At 42.5% G+C, this 19,787-nt stretch carries 14 protein-coding genes; 5 read left to right on the top strand and 9 right to left on the bottom strand.

Annotation, left to right across the window (positions count from 1 at the left end):
* Positions 1–17: 17 nt before the first annotated feature.
* Both ACR2F3_RS01190 and ACR2F3_RS01185 read right to left on the bottom strand, forming a co-directional pair.
* Positions 18–1,733, bottom strand: a complete 1,716-nt coding sequence (locus ACR2F3_RS01190) for a GMC oxidoreductase (RefSeq protein ID WP_432708155.1) — start codon at positions 1,731–1,733, stop codon at positions 18–20.
* A 9-nt stretch (positions 1,734–1,742) separates the two neighbouring features.
* On the bottom strand, positions 1,743–2,273 hold the full coding sequence (locus tag ACR2F3_RS01185) for a gluconate 2-dehydrogenase subunit 3 family protein (RefSeq protein ID WP_432708154.1): 531 nt from the start codon (positions 2,271–2,273) through the stop codon (positions 1,743–1,745).
* Between the two features lie 120 nt (positions 2,274–2,393).
* Here ACR2F3_RS01185 and ACR2F3_RS01180 point away from each other — a divergent pair, with 120 nt between their 5' ends.
* A complete protein-coding gene (locus tag ACR2F3_RS01180) occupies positions 2,394–2,942 on the top strand; it encodes a TetR/AcrR family transcriptional regulator (protein WP_432708153.1) in 549 nt (182 codons plus the stop codon).
* A gap of 151 nt (positions 2,943–3,093) precedes the next feature.
* Here the strand turns inward: ACR2F3_RS01180 and ACR2F3_RS01175 are convergent, their stop codons facing one another.
* From ACR2F3_RS01175 to ACR2F3_RS01145, 7 genes are read right to left on the bottom strand one after another with little or no spacing between them, the layout of a single operon-like run.
* The gene (locus ACR2F3_RS01175; RefSeq protein WP_432708152.1) at positions 3,094–4,218 is read right to left on the bottom strand and encodes a bile acid:sodium symporter family protein; all 1,125 of its coding nucleotides are present in this window, start codon (positions 4,216–4,218) and stop codon (positions 3,094–3,096) included.
* 59 nt (positions 4,219–4,277) lie between these two features.
* Positions 4,278–5,558 carry a mandelate racemase/muconate lactonizing enzyme family protein gene (locus ACR2F3_RS01170; RefSeq protein ID WP_432708151.1) on the bottom strand — a complete coding sequence of 427 codons (1,281 nt, stop codon included), beginning with the start codon at positions 5,556–5,558 and terminating at the stop codon, positions 4,278–4,280.
* A gap of 37 nt (positions 5,559–5,595) precedes the next feature.
* A complete protein-coding gene (locus ACR2F3_RS01165) occupies positions 5,596–6,543 on the bottom strand; it encodes an RraA family protein (protein WP_432708150.1) in 948 nt (315 codons plus the stop codon).
* Positions 6,544–6,579: 36 nt separating this feature from the next.
* The gene (locus ACR2F3_RS01160) at positions 6,580–7,902 is read right to left on the bottom strand and encodes a GntP family permease (protein WP_432708149.1); all 1,323 of its coding nucleotides are present in this window, start codon (positions 7,900–7,902) and stop codon (positions 6,580–6,582) included.
* A gap of 15 nt (positions 7,903–7,917) precedes the next feature.
* The gene (locus tag ACR2F3_RS01155) at positions 7,918–9,633 is read right to left on the bottom strand and encodes an IlvD/Edd family dehydratase (protein ID WP_432708148.1); all 1,716 of its coding nucleotides are present in this window, start codon (positions 9,631–9,633) and stop codon (positions 7,918–7,920) included.
* Positions 9,634–9,648: 15 nt separating this feature from the next.
* Positions 9,649–11,238, bottom strand: coding sequence for an aldehyde dehydrogenase (NADP(+)) (locus ACR2F3_RS01150; protein ID WP_432708147.1), 1,590 nt, complete (start codon positions 11,236–11,238; stop codon positions 9,649–9,651).
* 3 nt (positions 11,239–11,241) lie between these two features.
* A complete protein-coding gene (locus ACR2F3_RS01145; RefSeq protein ID WP_432708146.1) occupies positions 11,242–11,970 on the bottom strand; it encodes a fumarylacetoacetate hydrolase family protein in 729 nt (242 codons plus the stop codon).
* Between the two features lie 266 nt (positions 11,971–12,236).
* Here ACR2F3_RS01145 and ACR2F3_RS01140 point away from each other — a divergent pair, with 266 nt between their 5' ends.
* The 4 genes from ACR2F3_RS01140 (at position 12,237) to ACR2F3_RS01125 (ending at position 19,473) form a co-directional block, all read left to right on the top strand.
* A complete protein-coding gene (locus tag ACR2F3_RS01140) occupies positions 12,237–13,118 on the top strand; it encodes a helix-turn-helix transcriptional regulator (protein ID WP_432708145.1) in 882 nt (293 codons plus the stop codon).
* A gap of 1 nt (position 13,119) precedes the next feature.
* Complete coding sequence (locus ACR2F3_RS01135) at positions 13,120–14,646, top strand: gluconokinase (RefSeq protein WP_432708144.1); 1,527 nt, start codon at positions 13,120–13,122, stop codon at positions 14,644–14,646.
* A gap of 119 nt (positions 14,647–14,765) precedes the next feature.
* Entirely contained in the window at positions 14,766–17,912 is a 3,147-nt protein-coding gene (locus tag ACR2F3_RS01130; protein ID WP_432708143.1) for a SusC/RagA family TonB-linked outer membrane protein, read from the top strand.
* Between the two features lie 10 nt (positions 17,913–17,922).
* Positions 17,923–19,473, top strand: coding sequence for a SusD/RagB family nutrient-binding outer membrane lipoprotein (locus ACR2F3_RS01125; RefSeq protein WP_432708142.1), 1,551 nt, complete (start codon positions 17,923–17,925; stop codon positions 19,471–19,473).
* Positions 19,474–19,787 lie beyond the last annotated feature (314 nt).

The following is a 19,787-nucleotide window of genomic DNA, read 5'->3' as shown; positions in this document are numbered from 1 at the left end:
GATGCGGGCAATTTACACTAAAGCTCCTTTCTTTCCATTGCTGCCACTGCATAATCTACTGCTCTTGCCGTTAAAGCCATGTAAGTGAGCGAAGGATTTTGTGTAGAGGTTGAAGTCATACACGCACCATCGGTAACAAAAACATTCGGACAAGCATGTACCTGGTTCCACTTGTTAAGGATCGATGTTTTGGAATCATGCCCCATTCTGGCCCCTCCCATTTCATGAATATCCAGTCCTGGCGCCTGTGAAGCATCGTTGGCTTTAATGTTCTTGAAGCCTGCTTCTGTAAACATTTCAGTAAGCTGCTCCAGGTAATCCTTTTTCATCTGTACATCATTCTCATCATATTCCACAGAAATATTTAACAAAGGCATGCCCCAGTCATCTTTCTGATCAGGGTGCAGACTTACATAATTACTTTCTTTAGGAATGGTCTCGCCCATCATGTGCGACCCCACTTTCCAGGGACCCATAGTCGGATTGAGGAGGTTTTCTTTCAATCCGGCACCAACACCGGAGTAGTCCCTGTCTGACGACCGGTAAGCACTAAAACCAGCGGCATAACCCCTCTTAAAGTTAGTTTCTTGTTTATAAAGGTTTCTAAATCTTGGGAGGTAACCTCCACCGGCGGGGTTTCTGCCATCTGTAGTAAATTGTTTAAGCCCGTCGTACTCGGCACTAATGCGTGCGCTATAATTATGGAAGGCCACATATTTACCCAGTTGCCCATAATCATTACCCAGTCCTTGTGGAAAACGATTAGATATGGAGTTCAATAAAATTAAATTGGTATTTAAAGCGGAGGCATTCACAAAAACGACCTTTGCATAGTATTCTACGACTTCTTTGGTTTCCGCATCCATAACGCGCACACCAGTAACCTTCTCCTTTTTATCATCATAAATCACCGACTGCACCACCGAATTAGGTCTTAATGTCAGATTTCCAGTTTTTGCAGCCCATGGTAAAGTAGAGGCGTTACTGCTGAAATAGCCACCAAAAGGGCAACCACGCTGACATAAGGTTCGGTTCTGACATTGTGCCCGTCCCTGATCAAGATGTATCTGGTTAGGTTTCGACAAATGTGCACACCGGGCACTGATCACATGCCGGTTTTCATATTTACCGGCAACAAATTTCTTAAAATAATCTTCCACGGCATTTAACGGGAAGCCGGGTAAAAACTCACCGTCAGGCAGTGCTGCTAAACCATCTTTATTACCCGATATGCCGGCGAACTTCTCCACATAACTGTACCAGGGCGCAATATCTTTGTATCGGATGGGCCAGTCTACGGCGAAATCATCTCTTGCCGGACCTTCAAAATCAAGGTCACTCCAGCGCTGTGTTTGTCGCGCCCAAAGTAAGGATTTTCCACCCACCTGGTACCCACGGATCCAGTCGAACGGTTTTTTCTGCACATAAGGATGTTCCTTATCTTTCACCACAAAATGCATGGCGTCTTCCTTAAAGACGTAACACCTGCTGGCAATGGGGTTTTCCTTTTGTATAGAGAGTTCCGGTTCGCCGTGGTGCTCGAACTCGTAGGGGTATTTGTTGGTCGTGGGATAATCTTTGAGGTGCTGCACATCTCGTCCTCTTTCCAGCACGAGTGTTTTAAGACCTTTTTCGGTAAATTCTTTAGCGGCCCATCCCCCGCTGATCCCTGATCCGATAACGATGGCATCAAAAGTTTGTGCCTTTTGGGCATCTATATTAAGGTTTGACATGTGTTTAAATTAAGCGGTTTTTACAGGATAGAAACCATTATACCTGCTGGGAACAAGTTCCCATTTAAGTAAATTGGTCATCACATATTGTGAGTTGAGGTAGCCCCCAATGGCTCTGCTTTTGAGAATATTGTAGAAAGCCTTACCATCTCCGGTGGCTGAATCTTCATTTTCCAAGTGAAGTAAAACTTGCTCTCGTTCCGGAGCAACTAATTTAGAGAAAGGCTTGTCAAATTGTTTCTTAGTATAGTCTTGCAAATATTCGAGCCCATTAAAAAAGGCTTTCTGATCTTCTTTTTCATAACAGTCGTCAAGCATTTTTAAAACGAATAGGTGCAGCTTCAATTCCTTACCTCCCGGTGTGGTGGTTGTCGGAATTATTGTTTCAACCACTTCAGCGAGCAGCATCTCCTGATCGAAATCGACATCTATATTTTTTAACAGGATCGATGATTTTCCCGATTCTCTTAAACATGAGGGAAGCAGTGCCAATCCCCCAGCCATAATTAGTATTTGCTTGATCGCAAAGCGTCTTTCCATATTGGGATAACTTAATAGTAGATTAAAGTTAATACAATCTTTTATAAGTCTTAGAAAAACAGGATATTTACACCGCTTGGCAAAGCAAAAAAAACAGCGCAATGCAGGCACACCTAAATAATGGCTGAAACGACCACCAGAAAAGAGATACTTATTCAGTCTGCCACCAAAATATTTGGCACCCACGGCTACCCAAAAACCACTACAGCAATGATTGCCATGGATGCCAAGGTATCGGAAGCTTTAATTTTCAAGCATTTTCAGAGTAAGGAAGGCTTATTAAAGGCGGTACTTAAATCGGGCTTTACTACCGTTATTTTAGGTAACAAAGGCATGTTAGATGAGCGTAATCCATCAGCTCTGATACAAAAGGTATTGGAACTTCCCATTCAGCTGGTGAGCCGTCAACCAGAATTCTGGAGAATGCAGGCAAGGATGTCGAATAATCTGGCGGCGCAGGAAGCACAGAAAAATTTTATGCAGCCCATCCATAAAATTCTCGTATCAGCATTTGACGAACTGGGCTACACCGAACCAGTACACGAAACCAACCTGCTTTTAATGGTTGTGGACAGCTTGTGGAAAAATATGGTACGCGCCGAACCTTTGGATAGCAAGGCAATGATTAAATATTTGCAGAAAAAGTACAAGTTACAATCACCGCAATAAGAGACAAACGGCCAGCCTTAAGGATCCATAGGTTCGTCGAAGTCCAATCGAAGTGATAGGGCAAGCGGATAAAACTCACTGAGTGAAGTACCCCTAAAAAGTTCTTTCCAACTTTTGGGGCACTTCAAAAAAACAGCCTTTTTAAAGCTCGTTATATTAGCACAGGTTCTTCTTTCTCGGCCTTATCTAAAATTGGTTTTCGATGCCAATATGAAGCAAGCAGAGAACCTGTGATGTTCATAAATGAAGAAAAGATTACTGGTGCCAGACCAACAGTTGCTATTTTTCCCATGCCTTTCGCCAATCCCGAAGCCAGCCCACCGTTTTGCATACCTACTTCAATTGCAATGGTCCTGCAATCACGCTCATTCATGTTAAACAACCTTCCCGACCAGTAACCGAGCAAATAACCACAAATGTTATGTACAAGTACGAGTACAACAAGGATTAAGCCGACGTTTAACAAACTGTCGCGGCCTGCCGCGGTGATGATGACGATAATTCCAATAATACCAAACATGGACAGGAATGGCATCGCACGATCAAACCATTTAATTTTCCCACTAAACAAGCTATTAAATAGCAACCCGGCACCAATAGGTAAAATCACCATTTTTAAAATATCCCACATCATGTGCAGAACATTAATCTCTACAAACTGCCCTGCTAAAAGCTTCATCAAGAGTGGCGTAACCAGGGGGGCAAGCATGGTAGATATCGCAGTAATGGTAATTGACAATGCTAAATTGGCTTTGGCTAAGTATGAAATTACGTTAGAAGCCATTCCATTTGGCGAACAACCAATCAGGATTATTCCTGCTGCAATTTCGGGGTTGAATTCAAAAAAACGCATCCCCACTGTGGCCAAGGTAAAGCCAAGCAAAGGCATGATGATGAAGTGGCTGATTACTCCTAAAAAAACTCCTTTGGGTGCTTTAACAACACCAACAAAATCATGGAAGCTCATCGAGGTGCCCATTCCAAACATAATCAACTGGATTAGCGGAATTATAAGCGACGCAAACATAAATCCATTCCATTCAACGAAAAGATGTGGATAAAACAACGCAGTGACAGCAGCTGCAAAAATCAAAATTGTGTAAGAGTAACCTTTTAACGAGTTATATCCTCTAAATCCAATCGACAAGGCGAGAAATGCTGGTACTAGAAACAATCCAATAAGTGCGGTATTGCCGGCGATAGCAAAACCAATAGCACTTAACAGCAGCAAAAGGGATAAGACGAGTATTACCTTATAGATAGTTAGATTTTTCATGGTTTAGGTTTACAGCAAAAGCCGACGATACACCGGCTTTCGCATGGTTACGGAAACAATTATTCAAAATAAGGTATGCCAGGAGTAGCATATTTTTTAAGGCCTTCTTCATTAATATCCACTCCCACCCCTGGTTTTTCAGAGACCGTAAGAAATCCCTTTTCGACCCAAGGTTTATCATAAATTACAATTTCTTTCCATTTCGGATCTACATCAAAATAGGTTTGCCATTCCATGATTTGGAAATTGGGAACAGATACACAACAATGTGCGGTTGCCATGGCTCCTAGCATGGACGCCACCATATGTGGGGAGAAAGGCACGTAGTACAAGTTAGAAAGGTTGGCAATTCGCTGACCTTCACTCAGACCTCCAGCCTTTTGGAGATCTGGCATGATGATATCCACTGCACCGTCAGAGAGTAGTCGGGTGAAGCCATAGGCGAGGTACACGTTTTCTCCAGCACAAATTGGAGTGCTGGTTTCATGGGTAATAAACTTGTAAGCATCCACATTATCCGCGGGAACAGGTTCCTCAAGCCACATTAAATTAAGAGGTTCCAACAATTTAGCCATCCTGTGTCCGGTAGTAGCATCATATCTACCATGCATATCCACGCAGATATCTATTTTGTTCCCTACTGCTTTTCTTGCGGCCGCAATTGCCTCGTACATGCGCTCAAGTTCTGCCGGACTTGCAGTCCAGTTGTAACGATCATACTTATTGGGATCATTTCCAGCATCAATATCAAATTTTATAGCAGTGTACCCTTTGGCAACCGATCCAGCAGCTGCCTTAGCGTAATCATCTGGTGTTGGCAGATTGCGCGTATACAAAGCGGTATCGCAATACACTCTGCATTTATCGCGAAACTTACCGCCCATAAGCTGATAAACCGGCAGGCCAAGCGCCTTTCCCGTCATATCCCATAATGCTGTTTCAATGGCTGAAAGTACGGCAATATAAATTCCAGACTGCGCACCACCGAAAAAAGCACCTTTTCTTAACTGCTCAATTAAACGGTTGGGATTAAGCGGACTCTGGTTGGTGATTTGCATACCAAGCCTTTTTACAAGGTGGTAAGTGCCACCAACAGCATCAACTCCCTCTCCATAACCTATGATTCCCTGATTTGAGGTAATTTTTACGAAAAGACTTCCGCCGGAGAAAGCACACGTTACACCAGTAATTTTAAGATCTGATGGGGCGGATGCCTTAGGTGTCCGCTCATTTGCGTCAATCAATCCCTGGCCCCAACTTAGTGCAGGGGCACTCAATAATCCCGCCCCGGCCAAAGCAGTTTTAGATAAGAATGAACGCCGGTTTTGTTTTGATGACATATGTGTTAAGTTTATATGAGAAATTTTAGTGTTATGATTACCATGTTCTGGATTTGAGTAATTCTTGAATCTGTTCTTTTGGTACCGGGAGTTTATCGATATGCGTATTGAGCCATTGAGAAAAATCCCGCTCGATTTCATCCGACCAACGGGCATCAATTTGTCCGGCACTATACTTCCCTTCTTTGAGCCGCTCATGACCAAAGAGGTCGCGCAAACGCACTACTTCTGATGTTTTAATAACTTCCTCAACTAAATGTGCTGGTATGAAGGCTACCGTACCATCACGACCAAGAACGGCATCGCCAGCCATTACCGTTGCGCTACGGATCCGGGTAGGACGATTTATGCCAATCAACATGGTGTTTAGCGCTTTTGGGTCTGGATTGTGATAAGAAGGGTGATAACTGGTGAAAAACGAAGTGAAACCACCCAATTCTTTTAGCCCTGAAATATCACGCACGGCGCCGTCATATACAATTCCATTACCTGTCTTGGCATAAATGGCATTGGCAACATTGTCTCCTATAGTAGGTCCGTCAACATGTGCACCAAACTGGTCTGCTACATACACATCCCCTTTCACAAGCAGGTCAACAGGCCAGCTATTCTGCCCACGTTTACCCTCCTTTTTTCCACGATCATCAATAGCTTTCCAGATGTCCGGACGGCCAGGCATAAAGGTGGCTGTTACTGCTCTACCTACAAGTACACTATCCTTATTAATGGTTTCCCAACCTTCCGCGTATTGATAGGCATATCCCTTATTTTTCATCACAGCCCAGGCCTCTTCATGTGTGACCAGTTTTAAACGTTTTAATAAGTTATCTGCGATCTTGGGTCGTCCATCTTCAAAACGTTCGCCTTTCCATAACGGTGTAAGGAAAAGCATTTCTTCTTTTGAGATCTGTTGCGAATAAGACTTGAACGGCAAGGCGGCTAGGGAAGCGAGTACCAGAACAAGTGTAACTTTCATTTTATTCATAATATTTGGTTTTATTTGATTTATTCAAGTATCCTGTTAATAACTTCTAATTAGTCCTTTAAGAATGACTACCCCGATCAGGCCAATAACAGACACCATACTTTCCATTACTGTCCAAGACATAAAGGTTTCCTTTAACGTAAGGTTGAAGTATTCCTTAAACATCCAGAACGCAGTATCATTTATATGTGAACCAAACAGGCTCCCAGCGCCAACCGATAACACAAAAAGTTCAGGGGGAATGCCGGTATTTTCCACCAGCGGGAAAATCATCCCTGCAGCGGTTAGCCCTGCGATGGTAGCGGAACCCAAGCTCAGCCTTAATCCCGCTGTTATCAACCATGCGAGAACCAATGGAGGTAGTGAACACTTCAACATCCAATTGCTTATATCTAAACTGAGGTTGCTGTCAGTTACTACCTGTTTCAACATACCGGCACCGCCTATTACAAGCAGGATCATGGAAATATCCTTAACAGACTCAGCATAACTCGCCATTAGGTCCTTTGTGCGTTTCCCCGCTGATAACCCCAAGCTTATGCTACAATATATTAGAGACAGGAGCATTGCAATTGTAGGTTGATATAGAAAATCAGCCATATATTGCAATACAGGATTTCCTTTACTTACCAAACCTAATAAGGATGCAAAAGCAATGATGATCACCGGTGATAGTGAGCAAACAACACTGTTAAATACACCAGGAATAGGTCCTTCGTGATCATTTGAAACTACAATCACCGAAGTCGCCGTGTCTTTTCGGTTTTTAAACACCGTGGCAAATAGTGGACCTGCAATAATTATTGCAGGAACAGCAATGATAACACCGTATACAAAGGTTCTTACTAGATCTGCCTGGAACTGTATGGCAAGCACCATAGCAGCAGGGTGAGGCGGCAAAAAGCCATGCATCACAGAGAGTGCGGTAAGCATCGGAAGACCGATATATACCTTTGATAACTTATAGAAATGCGCAACAGAAAAGATGATGGGTACCAGCAGTACAAATCCCACATTGTAGTATAAGGGAATCCCCACCAAGAACCCGGTAAATGCCATAGCCCAGGTAATGTACTTTTCCCCAAATAATTTACGAATAGTCAATGCTATTCGATTTGCGGCGCCGCTATCACCAATCAAACGTCCCAACATGGCGCCAAGAACGATGATAATTAGAATGGAGCCAAATGTATCACCAACACCTTTATTAATAGATGCGACGAGTGATTTCGCCGACATTCCTAATAGTAGTCCACAAAGAAGCGTTATAACGAAAAATGCCAAAAATGCATTCCACTTCCATTTTGCAATGAGCAATACCAGGAGAAGAATGCAGGAAATAAGAATGGTCATGTTCATGTGTTGGGATGTAGGTTAATGTGAATCACGCAGCACCTCATCTCCAGATTTTCCTATCAGAAAGTCCAAGTCAGCACCCTTGTCCGCCTGTTGAACATGTCTTACGTACATGCCCACGTATCCCCTATCCGTCACAAACGGAGGCCTAATCCAATTTTTTCGTCTTAAGAATAATTCATCATCCGATATATTGATATTGATCATGCGATTCTGAGTGTCAAGTGTAATCATGTCCCCATTTTGCACTAAGGCCAGATTACCACCGATGGCTGATTCCGGGGATACATGCAGAATTACAGTCCCATAAGCTGTCCCGCTCATTCTACCATCGGATATTCTCACCATATCAGTTATTCCCTTTTCAAGAATTTTTTTTGGAAGCACCATATTTCCAACTTCGGGCATACCTGGATAACCAACAGGTCCAACATGCTTGAGGACCATTACACAAGATTCATCAATATCTAAATCTGGGTCATCCACACGCATATGATAATCTTCAATACTCTCAAAAACCACTGCCCTGCCAGTATGCTGCATGAGTGAAGGGGTAGCAGCAGATGGCTTCATTACAGCACCGTTAATAGCCAGGTTACCTTTTAACACCACAATACCAGCTTTTTCGATTAATGGAATATCATAGGTACTGATCACGTCACGATTGTGACATGGGTGTTTTCCAACAATATTTTCTCTATGCGCCTTTCCATTTACAGTGACCGTATCTAGGTGCATCTTATCACCTAATTCATTCATGATGACAGGAATACCGCCTGCATAATAAAAATCTTCCATCAGGTACCTTCCTGATGGCATCAAGTTAAGAAGCAAGGGAATGTTGCTTCCGAGACTATCAAAGTCTTCCAATGGAAGTGCTACACCAATGCGACCAGCAATAGCACTCAGATGAATAATAAAGTTTGAAGATCCACCAATTGCCGCATTAACTTTAATGGCATTTTCGAAGGCTTCCCGTGTCAGGATCTTTGACATCCGCAAATCTTCTTTCACCATTTCAACAATCCGCCTACCAGACATACGAGCCAGCAGTTTTCTTCGTGAATCTACTGCAGGAATAGCTGCTCCACCTGGCAGGCACATACCAAGTGCTTCTACCATACAAGCCATTGTTGATGCCGTACCCATTGTCATACAGTGCCCCGCACTTCTTGACATGCAACTCTCCGCAGCCAGGTAGTCTTCTTCTGTTATTTTTCCTAGTTTTAAATCATCAGTTAATTTCCAAACCGCGGTACCAGACCCAATCTGTTCGCCATTGTAGTGACCATTTAACATTGGCCCTCCGGGAACCACGATGGTAGGCAAATCGACACTCGCCGCACCCATCATCGTTGAGGGCGTTGTTTTATCGCAACCCGTTAACAATACCACGCCATCCATAGGATTTCCACGAATTGATTCCTCTGTGTCCATGCTTGCCAGGTTGCGGAAAAGCATCGCAGTTGGCTTCAATAATGTTTCACCTAAAGACATTACAGGAAACTCAACTGGAAAACCTCCAGCCTCAAGCACCCCTTTTTTCACTGATTCTGCAATATCCCGAAGGTGAGCATTGCAGGGAGTAAGTTCAGACCAGGTGTTGCATATTCCAATTACTGGCCTTCCATCAAACATATCGTCAGGTATTCCCTGGTTTTTCATCCAACTTCGGTATAGAAAGCCCATTTTACCTTTTTTTCCGAACCATTGTGAACTTCTGTAAGCACTCATAATTTGTAGGTTAAATCATTTGTTAGTTCGAACTCCGTTCACTAAACGCCAGATGCCAAAAGGATTTTCGTCTTTTAATTCATCAGGAAGCAGGGAGGCTGTATAAGATTGAAAACATACCGGCCGCACAAACCTGTAAATGGCCGCTGTGCCAACAGAAGTTGACCGAGAGTCGCTTGTAGCTGGATATGGCCCGCCGTGAACCATTGCATAACTCACTTCCACGCCTGTGGGGAAACCGTTAATTAATACCCTGCCTGCTTTTTGTTCCAGAACATCTAATAGTTCTTTGTATTCCACCAGGTCTTCCGGCGTAGCATGAACGGTAGCGGTAAGATGCCCTGAAAGCTTTTGGGCAAACTGAATAAGCTCATTTTTGGATGGTATGGTCACAACAATTCCTGATGGTCCGAATAATTCGTCTTCGAGTAAGGGATCTTCATCGAACACAGTATAGTTTGCTGAAAACAACGTGGGTATTGGATGTTTCCCCGCCGCCTGACTACTAGCGAGTACAGTTAATGCGGGATTTAACGATCGTTCGTTAACACCCTCTGAAAAAGCTTTTTCTATTGACGCTGAAAGTAACGCATGCGTTGTCGCCTGACTGATCCCTTCTTTTAAAATTCCCAGAAAAATATCCCTTTCCTCCAAACCTTCATCCTGAAAAATTAAAAGTCCTGGGTTGGTGCAAAACTGTCCTGCACCCATAGTGAGAGATTGAACATATCCCAAGGCTATTTTATTGTTATTTTGCTTTAATGCGCCAGGTAATACAAATACTGGATTCGAACTCCCCATCTCAGCAAATACTGGTATGGGATGAGGCCTTCTGAAAGCGGCCTCAGATATCGATTTCCCTGCCCTATAAGAACCGGTAAAACCCACTGCTTTAATTGCCGGATGGGTTACCAGCGCAGTACCTGTTGACTGACCGTCTCCATGGATCATGGAAAATACACCTTCCGGAAGTTCGCACGCTTCTGCCGCCCTTAAAATCGCTTTACCAACAAGTTCACTCGTTTGTGGGTGAGCAGGGTGAGCTTTAAAAACAACCGGACAACCTGAGGCAAGCGCAGAAATAGTATCTCCCCCTGCTACAGAAAAAGCAAATGGAAAATTACTTGCACCAAATACAGCTACTGGCCCTAGCGCAATCAACATCGATCGAAGATCTGGTTTTGGAACTGGTTCTCTGTCAGGAATCGCGGTGTCTATGCGGGCATCTACCCATGATCCCTCAAATACTAATGCAGCAAATAGTTTTATCTGGTTGATGGTACGACCCACCTCTCCTTCTAACCGTGCTTGAGGCAACGCAGTTTCTTCTTGGCACACACTAATGAGTGATGTTTTAACTTCGGCCAGTTCGTCGGCAATTCGAAGTAGAAAAACTGATTTATCACGCCCAGACTTTTTTCGATATATGGAAAAGGCGTTATCTGCTAATGATGCAGCTAGATTTACCTCCGTTGCGGTAGCCTTGTAGAAACGGATAGGCGATTCGTTTCCAGTAGCGGGGTTAATAGAGTGGAAAAATTCTTTTCCCTCTGCTAACTCCCTGTAACCGATCAATTGTTTACCCCCTAATTTACTGGTATCCATAAGTTATTGTGTTACAGTATTAGTTAATGTACCGATACCATCAATGGTAATACTGACGCTGTCGCCAATAGCTAATGTAAAATCGTCTGTCGGAACGATTCCAGTACCTGTCATTAAAAAAACACCAGCAGGAAATGACATTTCCCGAAATAGGTAAGCTGAAAGTTCCTTTAATGTTCTTTTCATTTTGCTCAATAATATGGCATCTGCAAAAAGCTCAACACCATCCCTTTTAATAGAAAGGCTTATTTTGGTGTCAGGATCAATAGGTTTTTCTGAGACATACAAACATGGCCCAATGGCGGCGGCCCCATCATACGACTTTGCCTGAGGAAGATATAATGGGTTTTCACCTTCAATATCACGCGATGACATATCGTTCCCGATAGTGTATCCTTCAATTGAACCCTCTGAACAAATAAATAAGGTTAATTCCGGCTCTGGTACATTCCATGCTGAATCTTTACGGATGCGTACAGCACCGCCATCACCAATTACACGGTAGGGCGCAGATTTAAAAAATAATTCCGGGCGTTCTGCATCATATACTCTTGAATAAAAATCACCGCCTTTAGCATCTTTTGCCTCTTCAATCCTTGCCTCACGACTACGAAGGTAAGTTACGCCAGATGCCCATACTTCCTGGCTGCGCAATGGCACTAGTCTTGACTTTGGAATAACTTCCTGCGCCATTTGCTGATCTAATGCACAGCTTTTTATATCTTCGAGCACACAGGAATATAATGATGGTCGGTTTATAAAGCTGTCCCAATCACGGTTGGGAAAAAAAAAGGACTTATCTGAATAATTAACAACAATTGATTCTGGGATACGGAATATGTGCATAGTCAAGTTTTGATTTGGTATCTGCAAGTTTGTTAATTTATGTAGCTACAGATTCCATTAATAATCACCGTTGATTTTTGTACAAAACATCTAAAGTTATTATGTAAACTTGTGTTCAGACATTACACACTGAGCCACGACCAAATAACCTAATGAACCAATTCCTACTACAGCAAAGTAAGTCAAGGGAACTCGAGCGCTTTCCGCATTTGGTTGAGTTTGCGCTAAAGCGAATTAATACGCTGCAGCTAGACGAATTTTATCAGGAAGCTCCCGACCTGGTAAGGGTATATTATATTATAGAAGGGAAATTTGAATGGCAAGTACAAGACCAAAATCATACGCTTTATCCAGGAGATGTATTGCTGGTCCTTCCTAAGCAGAAACTTACCGGGCAGGAACGTATTTTAAACGTTGGAACATTATGCTGGCTAAAAATTAAGGTTTCCAATCATGCCAACAAACCAACCATGAGTCCCTGGAGTGGATTAACTCATCCGGATATTCAAACCATCTGGCGTATTCTCAACGTGAAAGACTGTCGCTCAATTATAAAACTTAAAGACGCCGGGACTTTTTTCAACTCCATGTACGTTGAACTAGTAAACCGGGAGATAGGCCACTATACTCGAATAAATGCCATGTTAGCAGAGCTATTTATTCAATTCACCCGTAATATCATTAATCAACGTACTTCCAATCGTGACTTTCCCCAGATATTTCTAAAGCTTGATCAAACACTGCGTCAAGATTTGGCTCATCAATGGACCGTCGAGGAAATGGCTTCGATTGCCGATATGGGAACAACCACCTTTACCGAGAAAGTTAAAAACTATTCTGGGTTCTCGCCCCTTAATTACCTTATCAATATCAGGATTTCTGAAGCCATAAAACAGTTAAAAAAATCTGATGCGAATATTACCGAAATTGCCTTAACGACTGGATTTTATTCGTCGCAACACTTTGCCACAACATTCAAAAAACTAACAGGCTATACACCTAGTCAATTCCGAAAAAAGAACTTATCCGAATAATATGAATTGCATTATCACTATAGAAATGGGCACCAATGCGGTGCGGATCTTCGCCTTTAAGATCGACGGTACGCTGATCGGCTCTTCTAAAGGGCATTATCCTACGTTTCATGATGAGCAGGACTATAGCGAACAGGATCCTGAACAAATGTTCATCACCATGCTTTTTGTGTTAAAAAATCTTTTAACAGAAAAGATTCATCCCCAAAAATACCGTGTAGACAGCATCTGCTTCTCAGCATCTATGCATAGCTTACTTGCCGTAGATAAGAATGGTGTTCCACTTGGAAATGCAATAACCTGGGCCGATAACAGGGGAAAAAAAGAAGCTACTGAACTCAAAAATTCAATATTAGGTACAGAAATCTATAGTTTAACTGGTACCCCAATCCACCCCATGTCTCCTCTGGTAAAAATAGCGTGGATTAAAAACAATTTGCCTGATAGATTCAATAAAACTTGGAAATTCTTATCAATCAAGAGTTATATCATCCAACAACTCACGGGTCAATACGTAATGGACCAAAGTATAGCGTCGGCCACTGGCCTTTTCAATATTCACACCCTGCAGTGGGAACAGAAATCGCTTGACTATGCAGGAATCAACACAGACAAGTTGCCTGCGCTGTGTGAGGTGTTTTATTCTGATCTAAAATTCCGAAAAGAGTATCTTAACACACTGAAGCTCGACAGCAGTACACAAATCATAGCTGGTTCTAGTGACGGCTGTATGGCCACCTTAGGTGCTGGTATATGGGATGGAAACAAAGCTACTATTACCATAGAAGACAGTGGAGCCTTTAGGGTGGTGAGCGACAAGCCTATTCATGATGAGAAACAACGATTATTTAATTATGTACTTACCAGACAGCATATTATATCAGGCGGACCTACCAATAACGGCGGACTCATCTTCGATTGGTTTAATACCCAATTCGGCGATACTAAAACGGGCTTTAACAATGATCTTTCAGCAGAAGGCCTGATAGATGAAGCCTCAGAAGTTCCTGCTGGCTCCAATGGTGCTCTATTTCTACCTTATTTACTTGGTGAGCGCGCTCCCATTTGGGATGCCAACGCCAGGGGTGTATATTTTGGACTCAATATTCGCCACGAGCGAAGACACCTAGTAAGAGCCACAATTGAAGGAATAATCTATGGAATTTACAATATTGGTCAGTCAATGGCAACACATCGTACCATTAAATCCTTATCTCTTAACGGAAGCTTTGCCACCATACCGTTCTGCGCCCAAATGATTTCAGATATGTTTAATAAACCTGTCGGTATAATTAGCGAACGCAACGGTGTAGGTAAAGGCGCATTTTTACTTAGTGCAATTAATATGGGTATATATAAAAATATTGACGAGGCTGCGAAATCGGTTACTTTACCTGTTGACTATAAGCCCAATAAACAAAATCACAAAATATATAACGAATACTTCAAGATATTCGAGCGGCTAAGTGTCAAATTAGCCGATGAATTTGAAGCTATTTCTCTCCTTCAGCAAAAAAACGAAACTTAAGTTATCCCCTTCTTTGTATAACATTCACCGCCGAAAACATTTGGAAGTATGTAAATAGTTAAGGTTATACTTTTACTATATAACCAAACTATAAACCAACTTAACCATTCTTCCCAATTATGGCAGCAAAACTATTATGCATTTACCGCAACTTGCGGGGTAGACATCTATTGTCTCTATTATCCTTACTGCTGGTATCTTATGTTGCTCAAGGGCAAACAGTTACCGGAACAGTAACAGATCAAAACGGCGAGCCGCTTGTTGGTGTATCTGTATCAATTAGAAGTGCTAATGTCGTGACCAGCACCAATAGCTCGGGTCAGTACGTTATTCAGGCCGCACCGGATGCGAACATTTCTTTTAACATGATTGGCTTTACGCCTCAGACAGTTCCAGTTAATAAAAGAACAGTTATTAATGTGGGGTTAGCTGAAGATTCACAAAATTTAAATGAAGTCGTTGTTACTGCTTTAGGCATCAAGAAAGACGCCAGGAAGCTTGGATATTCGGCAGAAACCGTTAAACTTGACGAAATCCAACAGAACCGTACCACCAATGTAATGACATCACTGGAGGGCAAAATTGCCGGTCTGGAGATTGCTCCTCCATCATCAGGTGCAGGCGGTAGTAACAGGATTCGTTTAAGGGGACAGGCAGCATTTTCAGGCGCAAATAATTCCCCTTTAATTGTTATCAACGGGTTGCCTATGGACCAGGGCGCTCGTGGTGCAGATGGCAACAACGCACTCGATTTAGGAGATAACATGCAGCAGATCAACCCTGATGATGTGGAAACAATGACGGTACTGAAAGGCGCTACAGCAGCAGCGCTTTACGGCTCGCGGGCCGCTAATGGCGCAATCATTATTACCACAAAATCCGGAAAAAAGAATTCCCAGTTTGGGGTAGAAGTAACTTCTAATTTTTCGACAGATGAAGTACTTGATTTCACCGACTTCCAATATGAGTATGGTCAGGGACAGGCGGGAGTTCGTCCTGCTACCCAGGGTGCAGCGATTAGCACCGGGCAGTTCGGCTGGGGAGAAAAATATGATGGTGTGCCAACGGTGCAATTTGATGGAGTAAGCAGACCATATTCACCTCAAAGAGATCGGATAACAAATTTTTACAGAACCGGTACATCCGCCATAAATTCGGTTGCATTATCCGGCGGTAATGCCACAGGAAGCTTTAGAACATCATTCTCAAATCAGGATGTAAAAGGTATTTCACCTAATAACGACTATCATAAAAAAATCTTCAACCTTGGTGTTAATCAGAATGTTACCGAAAAGCTTTCTCTTCAGGTAAACATTAACTATACTAACGAACAAAACGTAAATCCTCCTCAGGTAGGTGTTCAGGGTTCCGGAGCACCAAACTTCCTTTACCGTATGGCAAATTCCATCTCATTGGATGTTCTTAAAGAGAAAGCACTTGCCGACAACGGCGTAACAGAGCGTCAGACCTCGGGATTTCAGACCACATTGATAAACCCATATTTTTTAATGCCCAGACAATTTATCAGGAGTAACCGCGAAAGGTTTCTGGGTACCACTACGGTGAGATACGACTTTTTCAAATGGCTTTACTTACAGGGAAGGGTCAATATGGATTATGCTACTCCCTTTCTTGAACAAAATACACCTACCGGCATGGGTAGCTCAACTCCTTTTAACGGCACAGGGGCAGGCTACAATGGCGATTACACGGTAAATTCAAGTACCGAGAAGCAGATGAACATGGACTTCTTGCTAGGTGTAAACCGCGAATTTGGAGATTTTAGTTTCGATGCTAGTATTGGCGGTAACAGGTTTACTGTCAATAATAAAAACGTAACCCAGGGTGTAACTGATTTTACGGTCCAAAATCTTTATTCTATTGAAAACGGCATTACAAAAGAGCAGGATTTTGGCGTATACCGCGAACAGGTAAACTCCTTATATGCCTTTGCTGATATTGGATATAAGAACCTCCTTTATTTAAACGTAACAGCTAGACAAGACTGGTTCTCTGTACTGGATCCAGCCAATAATTCTTACTTATACCCCTCTGTTAGCGGCAGTTTTATCTTCTCTGAGTTGTTAAAGGGAACTTCCTGGCTTAATTTTGGTAAATTAAGAGCAACGTACGCCGATGTAGGTAGTGCCAATGGAATCTCTGCTTACTCTAACCGACTTGCTTATGGAGTTGAGCAAAATCCCTACAATAATATTAGCCTTGGTACCATACGGAACGTGAATAGTCCTAACCCTCTGATTAAGCCTTTTGGTGTAACCGAGAAAGAAATCGGTCTGGAATTAAGAACCTTTGGAAGTAGGGTTAATTTTGATATTGCATTTTATGATAAGAAAACCAGTGACCAGATTATTATCGTACCGGTATCAAACGCTTCTGGTTATACCGGAACTCCGCTAAATCTTGGATCATTACAAAACCGTGGTATAGAATTGTTAGTCGATGTAATTCCAGTGGTTAGTTCAAACTTTAGGTGGAACACATCAATCAACACGGCATTAAACGACTCTGAAGTACTTTCACTTGCTCCAGGCGTAAACAGACAAATCGTTTCACAATTTGGTGGAAATGAATTTATCGGCTCTCTTGTATATGAAGTAGGCAAACCATTAAATCAGCTTGCAGCAAGAACGTACTTAAGAAATGATAACGGCGACATTGTTGTAGGAGCTAATGGGCGACTTTTAGCTAATGACACCGATGTCTTGTTTGGAACTGGTACACCGAAATACACTGGCGGATGGAATAACACCTTTCAATACAAAAAACTCTCTTTATTAGTACACATAGACTTTAAATTTGGCGGTAAAATACTTTCATCTACCCAGCTAAATGGTTTAAGACAGGGACATACTAAGAGTTCATTAGTAGGTCGTGAAGGTGGAGTAATCTTCCCTGGGGTTTTGCAAGACGGTAGTCCAAACACGGTTGCCGTTGATCCGCAAACATTTTATACAGATTACCGTACCCTCCAGATCGCAGATCCGTTCATTTATAAGGCTGATTTCATCAAGCTAAGAAACATTACCCTGGCTTATGATTTCTCAGACATGATCGGAACGAAATGGAAGTTTGTGAAAGGGTTGACATTATCAGCTTCATGCCGAAATGTACTCTTCATCAAAAAATACATAGACGACCTTGACCCTGAAGCTTTCGCTTCCTCAGGTGATAACAGGATTGGTTATGAACAAACTACCCTACCAACCACTCGTAATTACGCACTTAACTTAAACGTAAAATTCTAAGACTGGCATTATGAAAAAATTAAAATACTATATATGTTCATTCCTCATCGTTTTTTGTCTGCAAAGCTGCGATAAAGACTTTGAAGATGTAAATACCAATGCTTACGCGCTCACAGAAATCAATCCGGCATTATTGCTTGCGAATGCGCAGCGACTAACCAGCAGCGGCTTTTACGAAGCGGAACAAACCGTAGTTCAGCAATTTGTAAATGCGTATAACCTGGGTGCTACAGCCGGATTTAATTTTAATGAGGATAACAACATATTTAATGTTCCACGTTGGAATGATAATTATCCTGGTCCGATTAAATTTCTTGAACAGGCCCTTGAACTGGCTAAAGACGATCCGGCACGCAATAACCTGTACAATGAAATCAGAATATGGAGAGCTTACGTATACATGACTTTAGTAGATACCTACGGAGATGTGCCTTATAGCGAAGCAGGCAAAGCCTATATTAGCGGACTTTACTATCCAAAGTATGACAAGGATGAGGTTATTTACGAAGATCTATATAACGAACTAAAATCGGCGACCGCAGCCCTATCTCCTGATAAAGACCAGGTTAGGGAAGACCTTTTGTTTGGTTCATCGGGATCTGCTGCTATACAGGTCGACAAGTGGAAAAAACTTGGCTATTCGCTACTCCTACGTTTAGGTATGCGGTATTCTAAATCAGACCCCGCTAAGGCAACTACTATTGTACAGGAGGCTTATAATGGAGGTGTTATGACAACCAATGCAGACAATGCGTACATTGTTTATAATGCAACCTACAATAACCCACTTAACAACGCGGTTAGGACCGGAAACTTATATTATTTTTACCTGGCTGAGCCATTTGTTAACAGACTTAAAGCTTCATCTGATCCACGACTGAAGTATATATCCGGGAAGTATGCAGACCCTAACCAAGCTTTGGCCCAAACTCCTGATACAACCACAGCAAATCAGTTTGGTTTCCCAATAGGCTACGACCAGACAAGTGTGCGTAATGCTCCGGGTTACAGGGGCACCAGCGGGACAGGCCAAAATTACTCGCAGGTGAACTTAAGGGTTATTGGTAGTGCCACAGCACCTATATTTTTTGTTACAAATGCGCAAACAAAACTTCTACTGGCAGAAGCAACTTTTCGTGGCTGGCTTCCCGCAGGCGCCTCCTCCGCAATGGATTATTATAATGCAGGTGTAAAAGCTTCCATGGAGGAGTATTCCCAATATCCAACGGTACCTATCCCAGCAATTCCAGCGAATGCACAAGATCGTTATCTTATCCATCCTAATGTTATTTACACGAATGCTAACGCACTTGACCGTATTAACACCCAATACTGGATTGCCTCTTTTGGAAATGGGGCAGAATCTTTTGCAAACTTCCGCAGAAGCGGATATCCAGCATTGACACCCAATAATTATAACAACAACCTACAGGGTGGATTTGCGAGACGTTTCTCCTATCCGAACGAAGAATCTGCAAGGAACAGTGAAAGCTACCAGGCTGCTGTTGCCAGCTTTGGACCGGATAATCCGCTCACTCGCATTTTCTGGGACAAGGAGTAGTATGCCATCTCCCTAAACAATTTTTTTACTGTCGTTTGCAAACAAGGGCCGTCTGTTGACGGCTTTTGTTTTTCTAAATTCCATATTACGTTGTATCTTTTATGAAAGAAGACATAACGACCATAGGGTTTCCTTACTTTTTTCCACATCAAACGCTTTAGTAACCAGACTTGGGATCAAGTCAAAAACTTGTGGAGCCATGTGATTTTTATGCATAAAGTTGTGTAAGGCGGTACAAGAAAAACTCAATGCTTCTTACACCTCTAAACTGACTTCTGAATGCTTTTATTTTTGCATTGAAAGATTCTGCTGAG

Origin of the sequence: Pedobacter sp., from assembly GCF_045627485.1 — a bacterium.
Classification (GTDB): Bacteria; Bacteroidota; Bacteroidia; order Sphingobacteriales; family Sphingobacteriaceae; genus Pedobacter.
Note: the sequence above shows the minus strand (reverse complement) of the source record. Positions and strands in the feature narration are given on the sequence as shown.

Bases quoted from the DNA above. Each gene is read 5' to 3' on its own strand.
- ACR2F3_RS01135 (WP_432708144.1), top strand. From the start codon at position 13,120: ATGAATTGCATTATCACTATAGAAATGGGCACCAATGCGGTGCGGATC.
- ACR2F3_RS01130 (WP_432708143.1), top strand. From the start codon at position 14,766: ATGGCAGCAAAACTATTATGCATTTACCGCAACTTGCGGGGTAGACAT.
- ACR2F3_RS01155 (WP_432708148.1), bottom strand. From the start codon at position 9,633: ATGAGTGCTTACAGAAGTTCACAATGGTTCGGAAAAAAAGGTAAAATG.
- ACR2F3_RS01125 (WP_432708142.1), top strand. From the start codon at position 17,923: ATGAAAAAATTAAAATACTATATATGTTCATTCCTCATCGTTTTTTGT.
- ACR2F3_RS01150 (WP_432708147.1), bottom strand. From the start codon at position 11,238: ATGGATACCAGTAAATTAGGGGGTAAACAATTGATCGGTTACAGGGAG.
- ACR2F3_RS01175 (WP_432708152.1), bottom strand. From the start codon at position 4,218: ATGAAAAATCTAACTATCTATAAGGTAATACTCGTCTTATCCCTTTTG.
- ACR2F3_RS01140 (WP_432708145.1), top strand. From the start codon at position 12,237: ATGAACCAATTCCTACTACAGCAAAGTAAGTCAAGGGAACTCGAGCGC.
- ACR2F3_RS01185 (WP_432708154.1), bottom strand. From the start codon at position 2,273: ATGGAAAGACGCTTTGCGATCAAGCAAATACTAATTATGGCTGGGGGA.
- ACR2F3_RS01170 (WP_432708151.1), bottom strand. From the start codon at position 5,558: ATGTCATCAAAACAAAACCGGCGTTCATTCTTATCTAAAACTGCTTTG.
- ACR2F3_RS01180 (WP_432708153.1), top strand. From the start codon at position 2,394: ATGGCTGAAACGACCACCAGAAAAGAGATACTTATTCAGTCTGCCACC.
- ACR2F3_RS01165 (WP_432708150.1), bottom strand. From the start codon at position 6,543: ATGAATAAAATGAAAGTTACACTTGTTCTGGTACTCGCTTCCCTAGCC.
- ACR2F3_RS01190 (WP_432708155.1), bottom strand. From the start codon at position 1,733: ATGTCAAACCTTAATATAGATGCCCAAAAGGCACAAACTTTTGATGCC.
- ACR2F3_RS01160 (WP_432708149.1), bottom strand. From the start codon at position 7,902: ATGAACATGACCATTCTTATTTCCTGCATTCTTCTCCTGGTATTGCTC.